This is a genomic window from Brucella sp. 22210 (assembly GCF_052045675.1).
In the GTDB taxonomy this organism is placed as follows: Bacteria; Pseudomonadota; Alphaproteobacteria; order Rhizobiales; family Rhizobiaceae; genus Brucella.
The window spans coordinates 98,875-123,267 of the sequence record NZ_JBQEPD010000004.1 but is presented as its reverse complement, the minus strand read 5'-3'; the positions used below and the strand labels follow the sequence as shown (position 1 = coordinate 123,267).

The following is a 24,393-nucleotide window of genomic DNA, read 5'->3' as shown; positions in this document are numbered from 1 at the left end:
GAGTTACACAATCGGCTTGATCGCCACCCAGAGGCTGCCGAAGACGAGGCCGAGGAAGATCAGCCAGCCGACGATATTGTTCGACTTGAACAGTTTCAGGCACTGGTCGGGATTGTCGATATCGAGCACGATGATCTGGCGATAGAGATGCACGCCAGCGGCCAGCAATCCGGCAAGTGCTGGCATCGGCACCTGCGCCACGGCAAAGGCGGCGGCGAAGAAGCCGATAGCGCCACCATAAAGGATCATCAGCGCAGTCTTGGTGTGTTTACCGAACAGGCGCGCCGTCGAGCGCACACCCACCAGCGCGTCATCTTCCTTGTCCTGATGCGCGTAGATCGTGTCGTAGCCGATGGTCCACAGGATCGCACCGATATAGAGCAGCACCGGCGGCAAGGAGAGCGATCCTTCGACCGCAGCCCAGCCCATCAGCGCGCCCCATGAAAAGGCAAGACCCAGCACGAATTGCGGCCAGTCGGTAATGCGCTTCATAAATGGATAGGCCGCGACGATCAAAAGCGAGAAAATGCCGAGCGCAATCGAAAACCAGTTGAATTGCAGCACCACCACAAGCCCGACCAGCGCTTGCAGCACGAGAAAAGCCTTGGCCTGACCGCGGGTCACCTGCCCGGCAGGCAGCGGACGCGACCGGGTCCGATCCACCTGATCATCAATGTCCTGATCGACAAGGTCATTATAGGTACAGCCCGCACCGCGCATGGCGATAGCGCCGACCAGAAACAGAAACAGGTGCCAGATCGACGGCACAACCGACCACGCGCCATCACCCGGATGTGCACCGGCGCCCGCCACCAGTGCCGCCGACCACCAGCACGGCCACAACAGAAGCTGCCAGCCAATCGGACGGTCCCAGCGCGCAAGCTGCGCATAGGGCCACAATCCCTGCGGCAACAACTTATAGACCCAATGGCCCGACGGAGCGTCCTTTACACGTCCTTGCGCATTGCGTGACTGAATCGATCCGTGTAGTTCGGGCTGTGACATGGCGAAATCCTTGATATATGCAGCCATCACTATAACCCCGACGAAGACGGAGCAAGCAATGAGAGTTCTTTTAATCGGTTCTGGCGGTCGTGAACATGCTCTGGCCTGGAAACTGGCCGCTTCTCCGTCACTGACAAAACTCTATTGCGCGCCGGGCAATCCCGGCATCGCGGAAGCTGCCGAACTGGTCGATATGGATGTCAGCGACCACAAGGCCGTGATTGCTTTCGCCAAGGAAAACGCCATCGATCTCGTGGTCGTCGGCCCCGAAGGCCCGCTGGTTGCAGGCCTTGCCGACGATCTGCGCGCCGAGAACATTCGCGTTTTCGGCCCGTCCAAAGCCGCAGCCCAGCTTGAAGGCTCCAAAGGTTTCACCAAGGATCTTTGCGCCCGCTTCGATATTCCGACAGGAGCCTATGGCCGCTTCAACAATGCACCAAAGGCCAAAGCCTATATCCGCCAGCAGGGCGCTCCCATCGTGGTCAAGGCCGATGGTCTGGCCGCTGGTAAGGGCGTGGTCGTCGCCATGACGCTCGATGAAGCGCTCGATGCCGTCGATGCCTGCTTCGAAGGCGCATTCGGTTCTGCCGGTGCCGAAGTGGTGGTGGAAGAATTTCTGGACGGCGAAGAAGCAAGCTTCTTCTGCATCTGCGACGGTAAGACCGCCGTGCAGCTCGGCTCGGCGCAGGACCACAAGCGCGTCGGCGACGGCGACACCGGTCCCAATACGGGCGGCATGGGCGCCTATGCCCCGGCGCCGGTCATGACGCCGGAAATCGTCGAGCGCACCATGCGCGAACTGATCGAACCGACCATGCGCGGCATGGCGGAAATTGGCGCGCCCTTCTCCGGCATTCTGTTCCTCGGCCTGATGATCGGCAAGGACGGCCCGAAACTGATCGAATACAACACCCGTTTCGGCGACCCGGAATGCCAGGTGCTGATGATGCGCCTCAACAGTGACCTGCTGGCGCTGCTCAATGCCGCTGTCGACGGCAAGCTGGATCAGGTTTCGCTGGACTGGAAAGATGATCCGGCGCTGACCATCGTCATGGCTGCGGAAGGCTATCCGACCAATGTGAAGAAGGGCAGCGTCATTCGCGGTCTCGACGCGCTCGACGGCATCGACGGCGTCAAGGTTTTCCATGCAGGCACGGCGGAGAAGGACGGGCAGCTGGTCGCGAATGGCGGTCGCGTGCTGAACGTGACTGCCGTGGGCAAAACCGTCGCCGAAGCGCAGGCCAAGGCTTATGACGCCATCAAGAAGATCGACTGGCCGGAAGGTTTCTATCGCACAGACATCGGCTGGCGCGCTGTGGAGCGTGAACGTTCCGGCAAATAGCCAATACAACGCAATCGCGGCCTCCACTTCAGCCGTACAGGGCGCGATTGCGAACTTCTACGCCGTATGGCCGCGGTTGCGGATTCTTATGCTGTATGGACGCGGTTGCGTCCGGCTTTCTTCGCCTGATAGAGCGCGCCGTCAGCACGGCGCATGGTCTCGTAGAGGCTCTCCTGCTCGATCTGTTCCGCCACGCCGAAACTGGCCGTCGGCCCCCAGTCCTCTGCCTTGCCCTCAAAGCGCAGACCACTCAGCGTTTCACGCAGATTTTGCGCCAGTGCCTGCGCCGACACCAGTTCCGCATCGGGGATGAAGACGACAAACTCCTCACCGCCCATGCGTGCCGCGACCGCCGTTTTGGGCAGATGGTTTTTCAGAAGCTTGCCAAAGGCTGCGATCACCCGATCTCCGCCGTCATGACCATAAGTGTCATTGACGCGCTTGAAGAAATCCAGATCGCTCATGATCACCGAATAACGAATGCGGTCGCCCTTGCGCGCCAGCACACGTGAGACATGACGGTCAAAGCCGCGCCGGTTATAAATCTCTGACAGCGGATCGACTTCCGACTGCTCGCTCGCCTCGCCCACCATGTGCGAAACCGTGCTCAAGAGCAGCAGCAGGCCCCGCGCCACCTGCACGAAAACACCCACCGACAGCGACACGATCACATGCAAACTGTCCGACTGGTCCTGCGTCCGCGTGTCAGTGCCGGGCCAGCCGACAAGGAAGACGCGGGCGAAATAATGAATGCAGCTCAAAACCGCCAGCGCCATCAGCAGCTTGTCCACCACACGCGGCATGCCGGATTGGTGAATGACGCGGATCATCATCAATTGCGCGAGGAAAAGCGGCAGCTGATAGAGCATGCGATAGGGCAGCGACGTCTTCGGCAGGTCAAAGATCAGCAGATTGCACACAATGGCAGCGAGAAAAAATATGCCGAGCAGCCGCCAGTCTGTCTTCTGCCGATAGGTATTCTGCAAGCCGACAATGGTCGCGAAAAACACCGACATCACCAGTGCGAAGGAAATGAAGCTCGGCAGGCGTGGATTGGCAGCAATTGGAATCCAGTAGCTGACAATCGCGCCAAGTGCAGCACAAATGGACGCGATGGTGAACCAGCGCGGCGCGGCGTAGTTCTTTTCCTGAATGGAAACAAAGGCGAATATCAGAACGAAGACGCAAGCCGCCGTCAGATTGGCTGTCAGAAAAAACGGAACAAGCGTCATATGCAAAACACCCTCAAACATTTGGAAATTCTAATACAATGCAGCAAAGATTCAGTTAAGCGCGGCAATCGGCAGGCCTTGTTCTGCGCCTATTGGTGCGGCCCGCATGGCCTTTTGATACGGACACCTCTTCCTGTCGCAAAATAACTTGAAATTTTTTCTACAAGCCTGTCGATTTAGCCATTCACCATTCGTCGTATAGCCGAAACGGTCGAAGCGACTCGCGTTTTGACTACATCGCCGGAACCGCTTCAGAACTTTGTTTTACGCGCATCCTGTCCGAAAACCATTTCACATTTTACGGGCTGCGCTTCAGGAGGAAGACCAATGCGTTTCATGATGTTGATGATACCCGGTGGCTATGCGACGGCAGCACCCGACGCCATGCCCAGCGCGGAAGCGGTGGAAGCCATGATGAAGTATAATGAGGAGCTGAAAAAGGCTGGCGTTCTGCTGACGCTGGATGGTCTGCACCCGCCCGCGACCGGCGCGCGTGTCAGCTTTAAGGGCGGCAAGCCCAGCGTCGTTGACGGCCCCTTTGCCGAAGTCAAGGAAGTGCTCGGTGGTTACTGGATGATCGACGTGCGTTCCCGCGATGAAGCCATCGAATGGGCGCGCCGCTGCCCGGCCTCGGAAAATGACATTATCGAAGTCCGTCGCGTTCAGGAAATGAGCGACTTTCCCGAAGATGTGCAAAAGGCCGCCGAAGGCTTCGGCGATCTCAAGAGGTGACGACAGACGCCACCATAGAAGCGGTCTGGCGGATCGAGCAGACAAGGCTCACCGCCAGACTGGCGCGTATGCTGCGCGATATCGGCCTTGCCGAAGAGATCGCGCAGGATGCCTTTGTGCTGGCTCTGGAACGCTGGCGACAGGACGGCATACCGCGCAACCCCGCCGCCTGGTTGATGCAGGTGGCGAAGAACCGCGCGCTCGACCGGCTGCGCCGCACCACGCTGATCGACAGCAAGTATCGCGAACTGGCAATCGACCTCACGGAACTGGAACAGGTCGATCCCAATATCGAAGCCAAGCTTGATGAAGACATTGACGATGACCTATTGCGGCTGATCTTTACAGCCTGCCATCCCGCGCTGCCCGCCGAGCAGCGGGTAGCGCTGGCCTTGCGGCTCTTGGGCGGCCTGTCGACGCCGGAAGTGGCACGCGCCTTTCTCGTGCCGGAAGCCACCGTGGCGCAACGCATCGTGCGCGCCAAACGGACGTTGCGCGAAACGGCAGCCGTCTTCGAAACACCGCAGGGCGACGGGCGGCGGCAGCGTCTCGCCGCCGTGCTGGAGGTGGTCTATCTCATTTTCAACGAGGGTTATGTGGCAAGTGAAGGCGCGCACTGGCTGCGTGCCGATCTTTGCCATGAAGCCCTGCGCCTCGGGCGCTCGCTTGCCGCATTGATGCCAAACGAGCCCGAAGTCCACGGCCTTGCCGCCCTTATGGAATTGCAGGCATCGCGCTTTGCCGCCCGCACCGGCAAGGCCGGAAACCCGATCCTGCTGCTGGATCAGTATCGCAGCCGCTGGGACTGGTCGCAGATTAGGCGCGGCCTCGACGGACTGACCCGCGCCATGGCCCTCACCCCAACGCCCGGCGCCTATCAGCTTCAGGCGATGATCGCATCCTGCCATGCCCGCGCCGCCACTGCCGCCGAGACCGACTGGATCGCCATTGCCGCCTATTATCAGGCGCTGGCTCTCGTCGCGCCCTCACCCATTGTCGAATTGAATCGCGCTGTGGCTGTCGGCATGGCTTTTGGCCCCATGCAGGGATTGGCCATTGTCGATGCGCTTGCCGACGAGCCACGCCTGAAAGACTCGCATCTGCTGCCGACCGTGCGCGGCGATCTTCTGGAAAAACTTGGGCGAAGTGCGGAAGCCAGCGCAGAATTTCGCCGGGCAGCCGAACTGACAAGCAATGCGCGCGAACGCGCCCTGCTCCTCGCCCGCGCCAAAGCAATATAAAAGCACTGGAAAATATTGACGTTTACGTAATAAGCCGGTAGCTCTTGTCATGAAGAAGACTGATACTCCCTCTGCCCGCTGGCAGATTGGAGGCCGGGGTTCCCGAGGAGGAGCCTCGATGAGCACGATGTGGAGGAAAGATGTATCGCGCGCCGGTTTCTGAAATTTCCCATACGCTGATGAAGGTTGCGGGGCTTGAGAAAGCGCTGGAAGACAACCGCTTTCCCGAATTTTCCGCCGATCTGGCCGAAGCCATTCTCGAAGAAGCCGGAAGATTTGCAGCCGAGCGCGTCGAGCCTCTGCGCATTTCCGGCGACCGCAACGGCGCTACCGTCAAGGACGGTGTCGTCACCACCGCCCCGGGCTGGAAAGACCTTTACCGCGACTGGATCGCGGGCGGCTGGAACTCGCTAACCGGCACGCCGGATTATGGCGGCCAGGGCCTGCCGACCATGATGTCGGTCGCCGTCAGCGAAATGTGGAATTCCGGCACGCTTGCATTCGCCATTGCGCCGACGCTGACCATGGGTGCTGTCGAAGCGCTGGAAAAGCACGCCTCCAAGGAATTGAAGGATATTTATCTCGAAAAGCTCATTTCCGGCGAGTGGATGGGCACGATGAACCTGACCGAGCCGCAGGCCGGCTCCGACCTTGGCGCGTTGCGCAGCCGCGCCGAACGCAGCAATGACGGCACCTATCGCATTTTCGGCCAGAAAATCTTCATCACCTATGGCGAGCATGACCTGACCGACAATATCGTGCATCTGGTGCTGGCCCGCCTGCCCGATGCGCCTGCGGGCACCAAGGGCATTTCGCTGTTTCTCGTGCCGAAATTCCTCGTCAATGAGGATGGTTCGCTCGGTCGCCGCAATGATTTGTTCTGCTCCGGCCTTGAACACAAGCTGGGCATTCACGCCTCACCGACCTGCACCATGATCTATGGCGACGGCTTCGTGAAGGGCGAGGAACAGGGCGCGGTCGGCTATCTGATCGGCGAAGAAAATCGCGGCCTCGCCTGCATGTTCACCATGATGAACAATGCCCGCCTGCTGGTCGGCATTCAGGGCGTCGGCGTTGCGGAAGCGGCCTATCAACAGGCGCTTATTTACGCGAAGGAGCGCAAGCAGGGCCGCGCCATCGGTGCTGACCCGAAGAACGGCATGAGTCCGATCATCGAGCATCCCGATGTGCAGCGCATGCTTTTGACCATGAAGGCGCTGACGCAGGCCGCCCGCTCCATCACCTATGCTTGCGCCCATGCCATCGACATGAGCCATGTGACTGAGGGCGCAGACAAGCAACATTGGGGCGACCGCGCCGGTCTGCTCACGCCGCTGGCCAAAAGTTTTTCGACGGATGTCGGTGTCGATGTCGCGTCGCTCGGCGTGCAGATTCATGGCGGCATGGGCTTTATCGAGGAAACCGGCGCAGCGCAGTTGTTGCGCGATGCCCGCATCACGCCGATTTACGAAGGCACCAACGGCATTCAGGCCATCGATCTGGTGATGCGCAAGCTGCCGCTCGGCAATGGCGAGCATATCAAGGGTTTCCTCAACGAATTGCAGCAGGATGCCGATAAGGCCACCGCATCCAATCGCCCGGAACTGGGCGAAACCGGCGCACGTCTTGCAAAGGCATTGACCGAAGCACGAGAAGCAACCGACTGGCTGCAGAAGACCGTCGCCGAAGGTGGCGCAGAGGCAGCACTTGCCGGTGCAACGCCTTATCAGCGCCTTCTGTCGCTCGTTTCCGGCGGCGCCTATCTGGCCCGCGCGGCGCTTGCAGGCGACGATAATGGGCGCGCTGTTCTCTGCCGCTTCTTCGCCGAGAACATGCTGGCTGAAGTATCGTCGCTGAAAGACACCGTCATCACCGGCGCAGCCAGCCTTGCTGCCGCCAAATCCGCGCTGGAGGCTTGAGCGTGAGCGAACATATTCTCGTTGAACGTCGCGATGCGGTGCAGATTATCCGGCTGAACCGGGCCGACAAGAAAAACGCCATCACCCGCGCCATGTATGCCACCATGGCCAAAGCGCTGAAGGATGGCGATGCCGATGATGCAGTGCGCGTCCATGTTTTCCTTGGCGTGCCGGGCGCGTTTTCATCCGGCAACGACATGCAGGACTTCATGGCTGCGGCCGCAGGCGGCGGCGATATGGGCAAGGACATTCTGGATTTTCTCTACGCCCTGTCGAGCGCCAAAAAGCCGGTCGTCTCAGGCGTTGATGGCCTCGCAATTGGCGTGGGCACAACGATCCATTTTCATTGCGACCTGACATTTGCAACGTCGCACGCCTTGTTCCGCACGCCATTCGTCGATCTTGGTCTGGTGCCGGAAGCCGGTTCCAGCCTGCTTGCGCCGCCGCTGATGGGGCATCAGAAGGCCTTTGCCCTTCTGGCGCTCGGCCATGGTTTCAGTGCGGAAGCCGCCCTTGAAGCGGGTATCGTCTATAAAATCGTGGAAAGCGGCGAGCTGGAAACGGAAGTGCTGAAGGCTGCGGAAGAAATCGCCGCCAAGCCACCGGAAGCCATGCAGATCGCCCGCTCACTGATGCGCTTGCCGGCTGAAAACATTGCAGATCGTATTGCGCGGGAAGCGAAGCTTTTTGGCGAACGCCTGACCTCCAGCGAAGCGCGTGAGGCCATCATGGCCTTTCTCAGCCGCAAGAAGTAAATCCGGGCTCTGATCGATAAAAAAGAACCCGGATGGGGAAACCCATCCGGGTGGCTTTGTCTGGAGGTCAGCCAATTAATTTAGCTTCCAAAGAAGCAGTTTCTCAAAGCTAGCGGCAGAATGGGTCAAGATCGTGATCACACGAGAATGTGAACCGTCCGGGTAATGCACCGCCTCTAGTCAGCTCAATTGCGAGCGATGATTTCCTTGCCTTCGATCACCAGACGGACGCCCAGCGTGCCAGCCTTGCGGCGTGCGAGGAAGCGCGGGCGGCGACGGCGTGTTTCATGTCCCTGACGGCGAGCCTGCGGCTGGCCGGTGCGAACCGGGCCGGTGCTTTCGTAAAGCGGACGGGCAACGCCGTCTTCTTCCACCAGCATCATCGGCAGGTTGAACGCAGCCGCCCAGGCGCGCCAGTCGGCAGCAACATCGGTCAGATCATGCGCCACCAGAAGCGGCACGGAAAGCTGCGGGTCCTGATGCATCAGTTCCAGCGTAACAGTGATTTCGCCATATTCGTCTTCGACAGCACGGGCCACAACACCGACAAACGCATGGATCGGCAGTGCAATCGACATGGGCAGGCCGCTCGACGGCAGAACCTGCCGGATGACCGCGCCACGCTCGTTGATGGTGAAGGTGACGTCAGTATTGCCGTCATGCGATGCGTAGCTCACCACCTGTGGAAAGTGAAACGGATCGAGCCGCAGTTCACGGCCTGCCCAGTCTGGCTTCAGTCCCTTGCTCATCATTGTCAACGCCTCTGTCTCTCTGTCTCTTTCGAGAGCCGGTTATTCCAGCTTCTCTTTGATTGGGCTTTCTGCCCTCGTTGAGATGGAGAATAGACCGCGTTTGTTACCGACGGCCTTAAGGAGTTGGGTTAACTTTTCCCTGCTTTTCCCTTTGGTTATCAGAATGCAACCAGGTGTAAGAATTCAGAAATTCTTCCTAATATGCGTTTACCGATAGCAAAACGGGCGGAGAAACCGCCCGTCATGCAAATCGCAATTCTGTTTGTTTTACAGCGTCTTGCCGGGGTTCATAATCCCCGCCGGATCGAAGGCCTTCTTGATGCGACGCATCAGATCAAGCGCAAATGGCTGTTTGAAATGCGCAAGCTCATCGCGTTTCAGACGACCGATGCCATGTTCGGCGGAAATCGATCCCCTGTAACTTGCAACAATTGTGTGGATACGATGATTGAGCGCGCCCCAATGCGAGAGGAATTCCTGCTTGTCGGCGCCAACCGGCTGCGACACGTTATAATGCAGGTTGCCATCGCCAATATGGCCGAAGCAGACAATGCGTGCGCCGGGGATCATTTCCAGCGTCGCGGCATTGGCTTCGCGGATAAAGGCCGGGATGGATGAAACCGGCACGGAAATATCGTGCTTGATCGAGCCGCCTTCCGGCTTTTGCGCCCAGGACATTTCCTCGCGCATTTTCCAGAAGGACTGCGCCTGCGCGACACTTTCTGCAATCGCCGCATCCTGAAGAATATCCGCTTCGAAGGCCTCGTGCAGAATGGTTTCCAGCGTGGTGCGCGCATCTTCTTCCGAGCGCGTGGAGGAAATATCGATCAGCACATACCAGTCATGCGGGCTTTCCAGCGGATCGCGTGCGCCATCGACATGGCGCACGGTGAACTCGACCCCGACACGCGGCATCAGCTCAAACCCGGTCAGTGACGTGCCTGCATGTTCGGTTGCGAGCTGGAACAGGCGCAGCGCATCTTCCGGGCTGCGCATTCCGGCATAGGCGACGCCTTTGCCCTTCGGCTGCGGGAAGATTTTCAGCACAGCCGCCGTGATGACGCCAAGCGTACCTTCGGACCCCACGAACAGGTCTTTCAGGTCGTAGCCGGTATTGTCTTTCTTCACATAGCGGAGGTCGTCCAGAATTTCGCCGGTTGGCAAAACCACTTCGAGACCGAGGCATAGCTCACGCATATTGCCATAGGCGAGCACTGCGGTGCCGCCTGCATTGGAGCCAAGATTGCCGCCAATCTGGCAAGAACCTTCCGCGCCCAGCGACAGCGGGAAAAGACGTCCCGCCTTCTCGGTCGCGTCCTGAAGATTTTTCAGGATGACGCCTGCCTCGACGGTCACCAGATTGCCGACCGTGTCGAGCGCGCGGATCTTGTTCATGCGGCCAAGGGCCAGCACAACCGTCGTGCCACTCTCATCCGGCGTCTGCGCGCCGACAAGGCCCGTATTGCCGCCCTGCGGCACAACCGGCGTTTTCGTTTCGCTGGCAAGCTTCATGATCGCCGCGACTTCCTGCGTCGAACCCGGACGCAGCACCAGCGGCGAATTGCCTTTATAAAGATCGCGTTGCTCGATCAGATAAGGCGCAATGTCTTCCGGCGCGGTGAGCGCGTTCTTTTCACCCACGATAGTGGCAAAACGTTCGATCAATCCGGTGTCCATGTCTTGCCTCTTATAGCTTTGTTTTCACGCATTATCCCGCGCCAAACCGCTTCGCACTTTTGCTGGAAATGCAGATCTTTATCTTTCGCATTATCCTACGCAAAACCGCTTCGCACTTTTGCTGGAAATGCTTTAGCGCGGTGCGGCGGCGCGTTTCAGACGGTCATTGATGGCCTCGCCGAGACCGTCAAAAGGAATGGGTTCAACGGCAATAGTGCTGGCGCCGGTGGCGTCGAGCTTGCGCATGAAATCGAAAAGATTGCTGGCCGCCTCGCGCAGATTGCCATCCGCGCTGAGGTTCAGCACGGCCTTTGCCGTCTCGGCTCCGGCTACACGCAACGGCCCGAAAGCCAGCAGCGCTTCGTCCGGCTGCACATTACCGACCGCAAGCCGCATCGACGCATCCGGCGCATAATGCGAGGCCATCATGCCCGGCGCGATGATATGCGCCTGAATGGCCTCGGTCTGTTCGGTGCGCAGCAAGGCTCTGCCAATCGCAGCTTCGATGTCTTCTGCCGCAAGCCCGCCGGGGCGCAACAGACGCACAGTGTCACCCTCGACCTTCACGATGGTCGATTCCACACCAACCCCGCATGGGCCCGCATCGAGGATCAGATCAATTTTGTCGCCAAGATCGCCCGCGACCGCTTCAGCACTGGTCGGGCTGATACGTCCGGACGTGTTGGCGCTCGGTGCCGCCACCGGGCTGTCCAGCGCTGTGATAACCTCCTGCACGCGGCCATGCGGCATGCGGATGGCAAGCGTCGACAGTCCCGCCGTCACAAGTGGATGGATCGGACGATCTGTTTCTTGACGGTCTTTGAGCGGGAGCACGATGGTCAGCGGACCAGGCCAGAACAATTCCGCAAGCTTGCGCGACAGCGGATCGAAGGTGACGTAGCGCTCTGCCATGGCGATACCGCTGACATGGGCAATCAACGGATTGAACTGCGGACGCCCCTTGGCGGCGAAAATTCCCGCAACGCCTTCACCATGGGAGGCATCGGCAGCAAGGCCGTAGACGGTTTCGGTGGGGATGGCGACAAGGCCGCCGCGCCGCAGGATTTCCACCGCGCGCTGAACTGCCTCATCATCGAATTTCATTACATCTGACACTGGTTTTCCGCCTCTCGGGCGTCCAAGTTGAGTGCATCCCGAAAAGTGCAAAGCGGTTTTCGGACAAGATGCACGCATAGATAGGAGCGCCTTCTGCCTACACAAGCGCGAAGCCGTGCGCAAGCAAACAGGCGATCCGCCGCGTGCACATTTATGGCAACGCGGCCCGGAAAATTGCGTTTTGTTAGCTTTTTTAGGGCAGGATGATATTATTCATGCTTGAGGTGAATAATGTTATCGCGATTTATCGCCATTTCGCTGACTATCGCCGGACTGCCTGTTGTGGCCTCTGCCAACGGGGCGGAACCTGCGCGAACGACCTATGAGGTCGGTTCCATCGACTATATCGGCTATGACCGGATGGGAGCCAACGGGCTGCCTGTCTGCGGCACATGCAACCAGCGACAAGAGGCTGAAGCCGAAGCGCTGAAGGAAATAGAAGCGCGGCGCAAGCGTGCCCGCGCCTATATGGCGCGCATGCAGGGCAAGCCTCTGCCGGAAGACGCGCAGGAACAGCCTGCCGTAACGCCCGCTGCCGCCCCAACCGAACAGAAGATGCCGGACTTCGATCCCGCCAAGCCGGTACGTGTTGTCGGCGAACCATGGGCTGGCGCTTCCGGGGAAGTCGACCTGAGTTCGCTGGCACTTCGGCCAAGCCTTCAGTAACCCACAAACGAAAATGGCGCCGTAATGGCGCCATTTCTATTCCTATGCACGGGCTATCAGCCTGCGATCTTGGAGAAATCCGCAACCTTGCCGGTGGCCGTGCGGATCAGGTCGAGCAGAGCCAGACGATTGGCGCGGACATTTTCGTCCTCATCATTGACCAGCACTTTTTCGAAGAACGTATCGACCGGGCCGCGCAGCTTGGCGAGCGCCAGCATCGCGCCCGAAAAATCTTCGCGGGCGATTGCCGCTTCGGTTTCGCTTGATGCAAGCGTAACCGCTTCGAACAGCGCCTTTTCCTCGTCCACCTTGAGAAGCGCGGCATCGACGCTCGTGGCGACCTTGGTGCCCTTCTTCTCTTCGGCTGCCAGAATATTGGCGGCGCGTTTGGTGCCTGCCAGCAGGTTCTTGCCGTCTTCCTCATTGATGAAGACGATCAGCGCTTCCAGACGGCGTGCGACCAGAAGCAGATTGTCGGCTTCCGGCGTCAGCACGGCGTCAATGGCGTCGTAACGTGCGCCCTCTTCCTTCAGATGTACCTTGAAACGGTCGTGAAGGAAGGACAAAAGATCGGCCAGCACCGGCTCAGCACTGCGGTCGGCTTCGGCACGAACCTCAATCTCGTAGTTGCGCAACGCATTGTCGATATCCTGCTCACCATCGACATCGCCAGACTTTTCGCCAGCGAGCTTTGCTTCGAATTCACGCAGCTTGCGTTGGACCACGCCTTTTTCCAGCGCAGCAAAGGCCGAACGGAACAGCGGCAGCAGCGGGAATTTCCAGTCCTGCGACAGCAGAAGCCGGATCACACCGAGGGCTGCACGACGCAGCGCGTATGGGTCCTTCGAACCCGTCGGTTTTTCATCAATGGCCCAGAAGCCGACCAGCGTATCCAGCTTGTCGGCCAGTGCGACAGCAACCGATACCGGTTCCTTCGGCACGACATCGGACGGACCTTGCGGCTTGTAATGTTCTTCAAGCGCTGCGGCGACAGCATCGTCTTCGCCCTGAAGCACCGCATATTTGCGGCCCATCGCGCCCTGAAGCTCGGGGAATTCACCCACAACTTCGGTCTGGAGATCAGCCTTGGCGAGAACGGCAGCACGTGCGGCAAGCTTCGGATCGGCGCCGACCAGCGGCGCGATCTGTGCAGCCAGTTCGCGGATACGCTCAACGCGCGCGCCTTGCGTGCCCAGTTTCGCATGGAAGGTCACATTCAGGCCGTCCAGACGTGCCATGCGCTGATCAAGCGGCTTCTTCAGATCGAGGCCGAATTTTTCCGCCGAAGCGGCCAGCTTGTCGAGGTCGGGCAGATCGTGCTGATCGGTGTGCCAGAAATAGAGCGCATCCGACAGACGTGCACGCACGACCTTGCCGTTACCGTAAGCGATTTCCGTACCGCCATCGCGCGCGGCAATGTTCGACACCAGAATGAACCGGTTGGATAGCGCTTCGGTTTCGCCCTGCTTGCGGGTGACGAAGCACTTCTGATTGGCGCGGATGGTAAGGCGGATGACTTCCGGCGGGATCGCCAGAAACTCTTCCTCGAACTCGCCCATCAGCACGACCGGCCATTCGACCAGACCGGATACTTCTTCCAGAAGCCCCTCGTCCTCGACCAGTTCGAGACCCGACGCGAAGGCAAGATTATGCGCGTCCTGCGAAATCATTTCCTTGCGGCGTTCGGCGTCGAGCACCACAAAGGCCTTTTCCAGCTTTTCGACATAATCGTCGAAGCGACGCACCTTGATCGCCTGACCGTCGCTCAGGAAACGATGACCATAGGTGAGATTGCCGGACTTGATGCCGTCAACGTCGAAATCGATAACCACGGTTTCTTCGGTTTCAGGGCCGAAGGTGCACAGGATCGATTGCAGCGGACGCACCCAGCGCAATGCACCCGGCTTCGCCGAAGCCGCGCCCCAGCGCATGGATTTCGGCCACGGGAAATTGCGGATCGTCTGCGGCACGAGTTCGGCGACAATTTCCTCCGCCGGGCGGCCCGGCTTCGTCAGATGGGCAACATAGAAATCGCCCTTCTTCGGATCGGAATGCACATGCGCCTGCGCGACATCGGTGAGACCGGCCTTGCGCAGAAAGCCCTGAATGGCCTGTTCCGGTGCGGTGACCGACGGGCCCTTGATGTCTTCGTGCACGTCCTTGGAACGCACGGTCAGGCCACGGATGTCGAGCGTCAGACGACGCGGCGTCCAGTAAGCGGTCGCTGCTTCATAGGTGAGACCGGCTTCGACCAGACCATCGGTGATCATCTTTTTCAGATCGCCGGCAGCCTTGCGCTGCATGCGGGCCGGGATTTCCTCGGAAAAGAGTTCGAGAAGTAAGTCAGGCATTACTCGCCCTCACGCTTGAAATTGAAACCACCGGCATCCGTCAGAAGGAATGCCTCGCCGCACTGACGCGCGAGATTGCGGACGCGCAGGATGTAGCTCTGGCGCTCGGTAACCGAGATCACGCCGCGCGCATCCATCAGGTTGAATACGTGGGATGCCTTGATGCACTGGTCATAGGCCGGGAGCACGCATTTGTGCAGCGAACCCTCGCCCGTGCTGCCAGCCTTCAAAATGGCTTCGCATTCGCGCTCGGCATCGATGAAGTGGCGATGCAGGATTTCCGTATCGGCCATCTCGAAATTGTAACGGGAATATTCCTGCTCAGCTTGCAGGAACACTTCGCCATAGGTGAGCTTTTCGTCGTCTTCGAGACCGTTAAAATTGAGGTCATAGACATTGTCCACGCCCTGCACATACATGGCGAGGCGCTCGAGACCATAGGTCAGCTCACCGGCAACCGGCGAGCATTCAATGCCGCAGACCTGCTGGAAATAGGTGAACTGAGACACTTCCATGCCATCGCACCAGCATTCCCAGCCAAGACCCCAGGCGCCGAGCGTCGGGCTTTCCCAGTCGTCTTCCACGAAACGCACATCATGCAGCGTCGGATCAAGGCCGATGGCCTTCAGTGAACCGAGATAGAGATCCTGAAGGTTCGGCGGCGACGGCTTGATGATGACCTGATACTGGTAATAATGCTGCAGCCGGTTGGGGTTTTCGCCATAGCGGCCATCCTTGGGACGGCGCGACGGCTGCACATAAGCAGCTTTCCACGGCTTCGGCCCGAGCGAACGCAGCGTGGTTGCCGGATGGAACGTACCCGCACCCACTTCCATGTCGTAAGGCTGCAAAATAGCGCAACCATGTTCCGCCCAATAGTGATGGAGCGTCAGGATCAGGCCCTGAAAGGAACGGGTGGGATGCATATGTGCTGGCAACATGCTGGACGAATTAGACACCGGGCTGGGCCTCGTTATTGAAATGATGGCCCGGTCTAAGCAGGATTTCCGAAAAGTGGCAACCGGTTTTCGGATAAAAATCCTGCCAGATCATACATCAGCACCGCAGGGTCAAGCACAGGCTGCCGGTTTCAGTGTCACATCGCCCTGAAACCGAACGTGCCTGCCGCTTTTAGTCCGTCGTCGGCTTTTCCGGCGCTGGCGCGACGGCAGGCGTGTCCTGCTTCGGTTCTTCCGGTTTCGGCTGATCCGGCTTCTTCTCACCGGGCTTTGTCGCATCGGCGGAAGACTGTCCCGGAACGTCGGGCAGGCCCTTCTTCAGCTTTTCCTCGATCTTGACGAGGTCTTCCGGCTCCGGCTTGCCCGCAATCGCATGGTGCCACTGGAACGTCGCTTCAAGCTGACGGCCAACACGCCAATAGGCATCGCCCATATGATCGTTGATGGTCGGATCTTCCGGACGCAGCTTCACGGCCTTTTCCAGCTCCACCACCGCTTCGTCGTAACGGCCGAGCTTGTAATAGGCCCAGCCCAGCGAATCGACGATGTAACCGTCCTGCGGACGCAGTTCGACAGCCTTCTTGATCATATCCAGCGCACGATCGAGATGGATGCCCATGTCAACCCAGGAATAACCGAGATAGTTCAACACCTGCGGCTGATCAGGATAAAGCTCCAGCGCCTTGTTGAAGCTCGGCTCCGCCTTGTCCCACTGCTTCAGGCGCTCATAGGCGATGCCGCGCTGGTAGAAGACCGGCCAGTCTTTGCGTTCCGGCGTCTTGATCTGTTCGACGGCGCCATCATAAATCTTGGCGGCCTCCGCGAAATTCTTGTCCTGTGCGTAAACACCGCCCAGCGCCAGATAGGTGCGGATGTCAGTCTTGTCGCGGCCCAGCAATATCTTCAACTGCTCGATGGCCTCGGCAGATTTGTCGTTATCGGCAAGGTTCAGCGCACGCTGCATTTCGGCATCGCGGCGATAAGGCGAGGTTTCCGGCACTTCCGCATAATATTCCACCGCCGCTTCCGGACGGCGCAGCTTTGCCGAAATATCGCCAAGCTGGAACAGGGTAGCGTCATTGCCCGGACGCAACGGCAGCGAGAGTTGCAGATAAAGCTTGGCAAAAGCCTCCGCGCCGCTGCGATTGATTGCGGTGCCAAGCGTATAGAGCACTTCACCCGCGCCCTGCTGCGGCGTCTCGATCAAACGGTCGATTTTTCGCCCTGCCTCGATCTGCTCGCGCAGTTCGGTCAGGGTCATGCGACCGTTCAAAAGCTCCTCGCCATCCTTGAGAAGCTGGATTGCGCCGTCCTTGTCGCCCTGACGCAGCTTGAACGAGGCATAAGCCATGATGATGCGTTCATAGGTGTCGGGTGCGGCGCTGCCACCGGGACGATCATCAAGCGCCTGCTGGTAAAAATCGCCCGCTTCCTTCTTCATCCCGGCCTGATCGGCGATCAAAGCGGAATTATAGGTGCGGAACAGGCCATACCATTCGGGGCCTTCCATCTTCTTGATATCGGCCAGCGCCTGCTTGGGATTGCCCTGCCCGACCTTGACCCACGCATTCATGAAGCCGGTCGCAAGCCGGTCCATATCGGACTGCATGGACAGCATCAGAAGCGGACCGACCTTGCGGTACTGTTTTTTGGAAATGGCGTCGATGGCAAGGGCAACGCGGGAGAAGCGCTCTATATCCGGTGTATTCTGCAATTCGGACGCAAGCGGCAGCGCGTCCTTGAAACGGCCTTCCGTCAACAGGACCAGAAGCAGGTCCTGCTTGACCTGACTGTTACCCGGATCGAAGGCCATCGCCTGACGATAGAAATCGGCGGCTGTGGAGAGATTATTGTCGGCTTCGGCTGTGCGGCCCGCAAGATAGGCGCCTGCAAAGGAACCGGCCCGAACAGCAGGCGTAACGATAGGAGCGGGATCGGCAGCCGTCTTGGCCAATGCTCCGCTGGCAGGCATTGCAATTCCCGCCAGAAGCGAAAGAAGCAAACCATAAAGCGGGCCGTGTTTCATTCCATGCCGCATGAAGCCCTATCCTCTTCTCAAATTCCCATATGCGGAATCGGCAACGAATCGCCGATTGCCTCCAACGCACCGCGCTCTGACCTTAACGGAACAGGCACGCCAAGCATGGCCTTTTTGGGATGAGGGGGCAAGAAAAGCATCTGTGATGGAAAGCTTTTCTTGATCGATCCCTGTTGGAAAATATCCAAAAAACGCGAAAGACGTCCGGAAACTCAGTTCACGCGGCTGATGCAGAAATCGATGACTTCGATCAGCGCATCTTTTTCCGGCGTTGCCTTAAGCGGTGCCAGAGCATCGCGGGCAATCTCGCCGAAGTGACGCGCGCGCTGCACCGTGTCGGCAATCGCGCCATGCTTGGTCATCAGGCCAATGGCCTTTTGCAGCGATGCATCGTCGCTCGCGCCGTCTTCGATAGCGTGCTTCCAGAAAGCGCGTTCCTCATCGGTGCCACGGCGGTAGCTCAAAATGACGGGAAGCGTGATCTTGCCTTCGCGGAAATCGTCGCCCGTGTTCTTGCCAAGATCGGCAGCCGAACCGCCATAATCGAGCGCATCGTCAACCAGCTGGAAAGCAAGACCGAGATTGAGGCCGTAATCGCGCAAAGCTGCGCGATCCGAGCGCTGCACACCGGCGATGATCGGGCCGACTTCGGCAGCAGCCGAGAAAAGTGCCGCCGTCTTGGCCTTGATGACCGCCAGATATTCGTTTTCGGTGGTTTCCATGTTCTTGGCGGCGGCAAGCTGCATGACCTCGCCTTCGGCAATCACCGAAGCGGACGTCGCCAGCACGTCGAGCGCATCGAGCGAACCGACATCGACCATCATCTTGAAAGCCTGACCGAGCAGGAAGTCGCCGACGAGAACGCTGGCCTGGTTGCCCCAGATCATGCGGGCAGTGCTTTTGCCGCGACGCAGATCGCTTTCGTCCACCACATCATCATGCAGCAGCGTTGCCGTGTGCATGAATTCGACAGCGGTTGCGAGACGCACATGACCATCGCCGTCGTAACCGAACATGCGGGCAGCGGCGAGCGTCATCATCGGACGCAGGCGCTTCCCGCCCGACGAGATCAGATGATTGGCGACTTCGGGAATCATTTCGACGTCGGATCCGGCACGTGACAGGATCATTTCGTTCACACGCGCCATATCGGCCTTCGTCAGGTCGACAAGCGGCTGCACCGATCCTGTCTGCTTTTTCTTGTCGTCGAGATTCAGAACCACACCCAATGCCATTACTCCTTGATGGGGCCGCCACCATATTTAAGCGCGGCGGAATGCTCAAGACGCATTCCGTGCCTTCACAGCCTGTTCAACATTGACGGAAGCAGTTGTCAATGCGGTGCATTGGCTACACAGTGTGCAAATGATCGAACTCATCCGTACCAACGATTCCGTCCTGCTGTCTTTCGCCGAAGCCTTGATGAAGGAGGCGGGAATAGCTTATTTCATCGCCGATACCAATATGAGCATTATCGAGGGATCGCTGGGCGTTCTGCCGCGCCGCCTTCTGGTCAGCGAAGATCAGCTGGACGAAGCACGGCAAATCCTGATCGATGCCGAGATTGAACACGAACTGCGCGATAAATGAGCCTGACCGCCGAAAACGAGATTGAAGAAACGCTCGATGTCTTTCATCGCGGCGCGTTTCATCTCGTACAACCGGCAATGAAAGGTCATCGCTCCGGCGTCGATGCGATGATCCTCGCAAGCGCGGTGCCGGGCGGTTTTGCCGGGCGGCTTGCGGATCTCGGCAGCGGCGCCGGTGCTGCTGGTCTTGCAGTTGCGGCCCGGTGTCCGGCAAGCCGGATCACTCTTGTCGAGCGGTCCGGCCTGATGGTCGGTTTTGCCAGAAAAACCATCGCTCATCCGCTCAACAAAGCGCTCACCGACCGCGTATCGATTGTCGAAGCCGATGTGGCACTGGCCGGGAAAGCCCGCATTGCGGCAGGCCTTGCCGATAACAGCTTCGATTTCGCTATCATGAACCCGCCCTTCAACGAAGCAGCGGACCGGCGCACGCCCGACCCGCTCAAGGCGGAAGCGCATGTGATGCCGGACGGCATGTTCGAGCAATGGGTGCGCACGGCAGCGGCCATCGTCAGGCCGGGCGGTGGCATTGCCATCATCGCACGGCCGGGCTCCATCGCGCCCATTCTGGAATCGCTTGCCAGACGTTTCGGCGGTTTGCATATCGTGCCGGTGCATCCGCGTGGCGATGCGGCGGCAATCCGTATCGTCGTCACAGGAACCCGTGGCAGTCGCGCTGGCCTGTCGTTTATGCCGCCGCTTATCCTGCATGGCGACAGCGGAAACGGTTTTACGCCCCGCGCAGATGCCATCAATAATGGCCAGACCGCGCTTTTTTGATCCCCGGAGAATAAACCCGTGCTGCTTATCGTCGGAACCGTTCGGCTGCCTGCTGCGAATTTGAATGAAGCGCGCCCTGCCATGCAGCGCATGATCGAGGCCAGCCGCGCCGAGGCCGGTTGCATCGAATATGCCTATGCCGCCGATATTCTCGACCCCGGCCTTATCCATGTAAAAGAGCTATGGTTGGATCGGGCTTCGCTGGACAAACATTTTGCCTCCGGGCACATTGCCGACTGGCGTTCGACATGGCCGACACTCGGCATCACGGACCGCAACCTTGTGCTCTACGAAGTGGATGCGCCACAAATCACCTGAACGTTTCTTTAAGGAGACCGATGAACCACAGTCCAAATTCCGCTCGCCCCATATCAATCATGCGACGCTTTCTGGATAGCGAGGTTGCTGGCGGCCTTGTGCTGATGGCAGCGGCAGCGCTTGCGCTCATCGTAGCCAATTCACCTCTTTCACAAACCTATTTCGACGCTCTTCACGTCTATATCGGCCCGCTGAGCCTTGCGCACTGGATCAATGACGGCCTGATGGCGGTGTTCTTCCTGCTGGTCGGGCTGGAAATCAAACGCGAATTCATCGACGGTCAGCTTGCCAGCTGGCCAAACCGGATGCTGCCGGGCATTGCCGCGGCAGGCGGCGTGATCCTGCCTGCCCTCATATTCGCGGCGCTGAATTTCAACGACCCCGAAAAGCTGCGCGGCTGGGCAGTGCCTTCCGCAACCGATATCGCCTTCGCGCTCGGTGTTCTGTCGCTGCTCGGCTCGCGCGTGCCGTCTAGCCTCAAGGTCTTTCTGGCGACGCTCGCCATTCTCGACGATCTTGCCGCCGTCGTCATCATCGCCATCTTCTACACGGCGGAAATCTCCATGCCCTATCTGGGCGGGGCTTTTGTAACCGCTATTGCCTTATTCGCGATGAACCGTATGGGCGTGATGAAGCTTCTGCCCTATCTGATCGGCGGCGCGATTCTCTGGTTCTTTGTGCTCAATTCCGGCGTTCATGCCACCGTGGCCGGTGTCGTGACCGCGCTGATGATCCCGCTGAAGGCCGCGCCCGGCAAGCCAGACGACATGAGTTCGCCCCTGCATATACTCGAACATGCGCTGGCAAAGCCGGTCGCCTTCATCGTCGTGCCGATTTTCGGCTTTGCCAATGCGGGCATTTCCTTTAGCGGCCTTGATGGTTCCGTGTTCGGCGACACGCTGACGCTCGGCATCTTGCTCGGTCTTTTCGTCGGCAAGCAGCTTGGCGTGTTCGGCGCGGCTTGGCTCGCCATCAAGAGCGGCCTTGCGCAAAAGCCGATGGGTGCGAGTTGGGCACAGCTTTACGGCGTCGCCATTCTGTGCGGCATCGGTTTCACGATGAGCATCTTCATCGGGCTTTTGTCCTTCCCGTCCGATCTCATGCAGACCGAAACGAAAATCGGCGTTCTGGCCGGTTCCGCCCTCTCGGCCATATTCGGATACGGGCTGTTGCGAATTGTGGCCAGACCCGCGAAAAGCTGATCGAACTCAATTTCAAACTGTCCGAAGATGTAAATTTTCGGACAGTTTTCTTTGTGTTTCCCAGATTGCTTCCTACATTAGAGCGCATCCCGAAAAGTGTGAAACGGTTTTCGGAAAGATGCGCGTTAAAACAAAGAATTAGAGCGCCGATCTGATCCCATCAGATCGAAACGCGCTCTAGTTTCCAATAGTTGATCCAGTTCGGAGTTTGTCTTGCCCGGTTTATTGACGCGCCTTGTTCCGCGCCGCTTTCGCAATGCCGCAATCGAAATTCCCGTTGTGCGCCTGCATGGCGCCATCATGACCGGCGGGTCCGCGCTGCGCCCTTCCCTGTCGCTGGCATCCACCGCCGCCGTTCTGGAAAAGGCTTTCAGCAACAAGCATGCGCCTGCGGTGGCGATTTCGCTCAACTCACCCGGCGGCTCGCCGGTGCAGTCGCGCCTCATCTATCGTCGCATCCGTGATCTTGCATCCGAACACCAGAAGAAGGTTTTCATCTTCGTTGAGGATGTGGCTGCATCCGGCGGCTATATGATTGCGCTTGCAGGCGACGAGATCATCGCCGATCCATCGTCGATTGTCGGCTCCATTGGCGTGGTGTCGGCTTCGTTCGGCTTTCCGGAATTGTTGAAGAAAATCGGCGTCGAGCGGCGCGTCTATACGGCTGGCAGCAACAAGGTCACGCTTGATCCGTTCCAGCCGGAAAAGAAGGCGGACATCGAGCGGCTGAAATCGCTGCAACTCGAAATCCATGAAACCTTCATCGACATGGTCAAGGAGCGGCGCGGCAGTAAGCTTGCCGAAGAATCCGATCTTTTCACCGGCCTGTTCTGGACCGGCACCAAGGCATTGCAGCTCGGCCTCATCGACGGTCTGGGCGACATGCGCAGTTTCCTGCGCAAGACCTATGGCGACAAGATCGAACTGAAGCTGATCCAGCCGCAGCGCGGACTGCTTGGCCGCAAGGTGCCCGGCGTCGGCATGGCGCTTTCATCGGCACTATCCGGCATCGAACCAGCGGAAATTGCGGCCCATCTTGGAGACGGCTTACTTTCTGTTGTCGAAGAAAAAGCGCTTTGGGGCCGCTATGGCCTTTGAATTATTGGGCTTCCCCATGATAAGATGTCAGAAATGACAGGGCGCAATCAGGGCGCGCCCGCACACACACATCATGCGCATAAGCCGGGGCAAACCTTGCGGGCCAATGCGCGAGCCGAAGGGACTTGGCCATGCCACAGCTCATTTTTCTGCTGCTGATCGCCATCGCCGCGTGGTACGGCTACCGCTCGTTCAAGCGTGAGGCTACTCGTGTTTCGCAGCGTGTCCGTCAGGCCGAGAAGGAAGCGAAGAACCGTGCAAACGGCACGCTGGTGCAGGACCCGAAGACCGGCGAATATTACGTCAAGAAAGACTGATCCGCTTAACCTCGATGACCGACACTCTGTTGCGCGCCCTGCCCGCTGCCAGCCGGTCTGTTACCCGTCTTGCCCCGGCGAAAATCAACCTTGCACTGCACGTCACCGGGCGGCGCGACGACGGCTATCACTTGCTCGACATGCTGGTGGCCTTTGCACGCTTTGGCGACACGATTACGGTTGCTGACGCCCCGGAAGACCAGTTCACGGTCAGCGGGCCTTTCGCCGTTTCTGTCCCGCTGGATGGCGGCAATCTGGTGATCAAGGCGCGCGATGCATTGCGAGCGCATGCCGGAGGCAATCTGCCGCCCGTTGCCATTCACCTTGAAAAAAACCTGCCCATTGCGTCGGGCATTGGCGGCGGCTCCAGCGATGCGGCGGCAACCTTGCTTGCCCTCGATACGCTATGGGGGCTGAATTGCGACTTCGACACGCTGGCAGCACTCGGTCTGGCGCTTGGCGCTGATTTGCCCATGTGCCTGCATGGTGCGGCGCATGGAACACCGCTGACCGCGCGCGGCATCGGTGAAGACCTAGCCCCTGTCACCGGCCTTCCGGCCCTGCCGCTGCTGCTCGTCAATGACGGCACAGCGCTTGCCACGCCCGACGTGTTCCGCGCGCTCGACAAGCGGGACAATCCTGCCTTGTTGCCACCCGACCAAAGCGAACTCGCCGCGCTCTGCCATTATCTTGGCACCACCCGCAACGATCTTCTGTCGCCAGCACTTGGCCTTGCGCCGCAGATCGGTGACAAGCTTGCTTTGCTCCGCGCCAGCGATGCGCTTTACGCCCAGATGTCGGGTTCCGGCGCGACCTGCTTTGCGATCTTCGCCGACGATGCCGCCTTGCAGACAGCCGCTGCCCGCATGCACGCCGAAAAGCCGGACTGGTTTGTCATCGCGACCGGCACAACCGCCTCGTAGAAACTGACAACCTTATCACGCCTGTCGTGATTCACTCTGATTCTCAGCGACGCGACGCATGCGGACCGCTTGTAGAAATCCATTCCCCCTCGATAGTCGATAACATCCTATTCAGAAGCTAGCTACTGTTCACATTGATTGGACAATAAACACGTACACTCTGTTCGCGATTTATGAACAAAAAATGCCATATAACGGACATGTGAATGCTGGTATATCAATCAACATATTGAATTTGAGGGATTATTTTTCTTATTTCTAATTGTTTCCAAATATTAACGAGCACGAATGTGTGATTAATAAAACATTTTCGTGACTGGAACTTTTCCCCACTGTCACCCATTTCAGGTGCATCGGAACGACGAAAAAGAAACGCCGCTC

Annotated in this window: 22 protein-coding genes; 13 read left to right on the top strand and 9 right to left on the bottom strand. The window is 58.8% G+C overall.

Annotated features, from left to right (window positions below; all coding sequences use genetic code 11):
• Positions 1-3: 3 nt before the first annotated feature.
• A complete protein-coding gene (gene ubiA / locus ACTJKP_RS07620; protein WP_151677266.1) occupies positions 4-1,005 on the bottom strand; it encodes a 4-hydroxybenzoate octaprenyltransferase in 1,002 nt (333 codons plus the stop codon).
• Positions 1,006-1,063: 58 nt separating this feature from the next.
• Here ubiA and purD point away from each other — a divergent pair, with 58 nt between their 5' ends.
• Complete coding sequence (gene purD / locus ACTJKP_RS07615; protein ID WP_440630215.1) at positions 1,064-2,347, top strand: phosphoribosylamine--glycine ligase; 1,284 nt, start codon at positions 1,064-1,066, stop codon at positions 2,345-2,347.
• A gap of 86 nt (positions 2,348-2,433) precedes the next feature.
• Here purD and ACTJKP_RS07610 read toward each other — a convergent pair whose 3' ends face one another.
• On the bottom strand, positions 2,434-3,579 hold the full coding sequence (locus tag ACTJKP_RS07610; protein WP_440630214.1) for a diguanylate cyclase: 1,146 nt from the start codon (positions 3,577-3,579) through the stop codon (positions 2,434-2,436).
• A gap of 327 nt (positions 3,580-3,906) precedes the next feature.
• Between ACTJKP_RS07610 and ACTJKP_RS07605 the strand changes: the two genes are divergently transcribed.
• The 4 genes from ACTJKP_RS07605 (at position 3,907) to ACTJKP_RS07590 (ending at position 8,226) form a co-directional block, all read left to right on the top strand.
• Positions 3,907-4,311 carry a YciI family protein gene (locus ACTJKP_RS07605; protein ID WP_440630213.1) on the top strand — a complete coding sequence of 135 codons (405 nt, stop codon included), beginning with the start codon at positions 3,907-3,909 and terminating at the stop codon, positions 4,309-4,311.
• Positions 4,308-5,552 (top strand): RNA polymerase sigma factor, encoded by a 1,245-nt coding sequence (locus ACTJKP_RS07600; protein WP_440630212.1) that lies wholly within the window; start codon positions 4,308-4,310, stop codon positions 5,550-5,552. Before ACTJKP_RS07605 ends, ACTJKP_RS07600 begins: the two co-directional genes overlap by 4 nt.
• Before the next feature lie 140 nt (positions 5,553-5,692).
• Positions 5,693-7,471 (top strand): acyl-CoA dehydrogenase, encoded by a 1,779-nt coding sequence (locus ACTJKP_RS07595; protein WP_440630211.1) that lies wholly within the window; start codon positions 5,693-5,695, stop codon positions 7,469-7,471.
• Positions 7,472-7,473: 2 nt separating this feature from the next.
• Positions 7,474-8,226, top strand: coding sequence for a crotonase/enoyl-CoA hydratase family protein (locus ACTJKP_RS07590; RefSeq protein ID WP_078338020.1), 753 nt, complete (start codon positions 7,474-7,476; stop codon positions 8,224-8,226).
• Between the two features lie 185 nt (positions 8,227-8,411).
• Here ACTJKP_RS07590 and ACTJKP_RS07585 read toward each other — a convergent pair whose 3' ends face one another.
• The 3 genes from ACTJKP_RS07585 to ACTJKP_RS07575 all read right to left on the bottom strand — a co-directional run bounded on the left by ACTJKP_RS07585 (position 8,412) and on the right by ACTJKP_RS07575 (position 11,759).
• Entirely contained in the window at positions 8,412-8,978 is a 567-nt protein-coding gene (locus ACTJKP_RS07585) for a DUF6101 family protein (RefSeq protein WP_078338019.1), read from the bottom strand.
• A gap of 267 nt (positions 8,979-9,245) precedes the next feature.
• A complete protein-coding gene (locus ACTJKP_RS07580) occupies positions 9,246-10,655 on the bottom strand; it encodes an FAD-binding oxidoreductase (protein WP_440630210.1) in 1,410 nt (469 codons plus the stop codon).
• 132 nt (positions 10,656-10,787) lie between these two features.
• Positions 10,788-11,759: an L-threonylcarbamoyladenylate synthase gene (locus ACTJKP_RS07575; protein WP_440630319.1), complete on the bottom strand. Its 972-nt coding sequence runs from the start codon at positions 11,757-11,759 to the stop codon at positions 10,788-10,790.
• Between the two features lie 243 nt (positions 11,760-12,002).
• Here ACTJKP_RS07575 and ACTJKP_RS07570 point away from each other — a divergent pair, with 243 nt between their 5' ends.
• A complete protein-coding gene (locus ACTJKP_RS07570) occupies positions 12,003-12,437 on the top strand; it encodes a hypothetical protein (protein WP_440630209.1) in 435 nt (144 codons plus the stop codon).
• 56 nt (positions 12,438-12,493) lie between these two features.
• On the opposite strand, the gene glyS is transcribed toward ACTJKP_RS07570, so the two are convergent.
• From glyS to ACTJKP_RS07550, 4 genes are all read right to left on the bottom strand, one after another.
• Positions 12,494-14,788 (bottom strand): glycine--tRNA ligase subunit beta, encoded by a 2,295-nt coding sequence (glyS, locus tag ACTJKP_RS07565; protein WP_440630208.1) that lies wholly within the window; start codon positions 14,786-14,788, stop codon positions 12,494-12,496.
• On the bottom strand, positions 14,788-15,714 hold the full coding sequence (locus ACTJKP_RS07560; RefSeq protein ID WP_440630318.1) for a glycine--tRNA ligase subunit alpha: 927 nt from the start codon (positions 15,712-15,714) through the stop codon (positions 14,788-14,790). The genes glyS and ACTJKP_RS07560 overlap by 1 nt, the downstream gene beginning before the upstream one ends.
• Positions 15,715-15,919: 205 nt before the next feature.
• A complete protein-coding gene (locus ACTJKP_RS07555) occupies positions 15,920-17,785 on the bottom strand; it encodes a tetratricopeptide repeat protein (protein ID WP_440630207.1) in 1,866 nt (621 codons plus the stop codon).
• Between the two features lie 212 nt (positions 17,786-17,997).
• Entirely contained in the window at positions 17,998-19,014 is a 1,017-nt protein-coding gene (locus ACTJKP_RS07550) for a polyprenyl synthetase family protein (protein WP_078338121.1), read from the bottom strand.
• Between the two features lie 136 nt (positions 19,015-19,150).
• Here ACTJKP_RS07550 and ACTJKP_RS07545 point away from each other — a divergent pair, with 136 nt between their 5' ends.
• The 7 genes from ACTJKP_RS07545 (at position 19,151) to ACTJKP_RS07515 (ending at position 24,012) form a co-directional block, all read left to right on the top strand.
• Entirely contained in the window at positions 19,151-19,375 is a 225-nt protein-coding gene (locus tag ACTJKP_RS07545) for a putative signal transducing protein (protein ID WP_078338010.1), read from the top strand.
• A complete protein-coding gene (locus ACTJKP_RS07540; RefSeq protein ID WP_440630206.1) occupies positions 19,372-20,154 on the top strand; it encodes a tRNA1(Val) (adenine(37)-N6)-methyltransferase in 783 nt (260 codons plus the stop codon). Before ACTJKP_RS07545 ends, ACTJKP_RS07540 begins: the two co-directional genes overlap by 4 nt.
• An 18-nt stretch (positions 20,155-20,172) precedes the next feature.
• A complete protein-coding gene (locus ACTJKP_RS07535; RefSeq protein ID WP_440630205.1) occupies positions 20,173-20,472 on the top strand; it encodes a putative quinol monooxygenase in 300 nt (99 codons plus the stop codon).
• Positions 20,473-20,492: 20 nt separating this feature from the next.
• The gene (nhaA, locus tag ACTJKP_RS07530; protein ID WP_440630204.1) at positions 20,493-21,674 is read left to right on the top strand and encodes a Na+/H+ antiporter NhaA; all 1,182 of its coding nucleotides are present in this window, start codon (positions 20,493-20,495) and stop codon (positions 21,672-21,674) included.
• Between the two features lie 213 nt (positions 21,675-21,887).
• The gene (locus ACTJKP_RS07525; RefSeq protein WP_440630203.1) at positions 21,888-22,772 is read left to right on the top strand and encodes a S49 family peptidase; all 885 of its coding nucleotides are present in this window, start codon (positions 21,888-21,890) and stop codon (positions 22,770-22,772) included.
• Positions 22,773-22,903: 131 nt separating this feature from the next.
• On the top strand, positions 22,904-23,089 hold the full coding sequence (locus tag ACTJKP_RS07520; protein WP_078338007.1) for a hypothetical protein: 186 nt from the start codon (positions 22,904-22,906) through the stop codon (positions 23,087-23,089).
• Between the two features lie 14 nt (positions 23,090-23,103).
• A complete protein-coding gene (locus tag ACTJKP_RS07515) occupies positions 23,104-24,012 on the top strand; it encodes a 4-(cytidine 5'-diphospho)-2-C-methyl-D-erythritol kinase (RefSeq protein ID WP_440630202.1) in 909 nt (302 codons plus the stop codon).
• Positions 24,013-24,393: the final 381 nt, after the last annotated feature.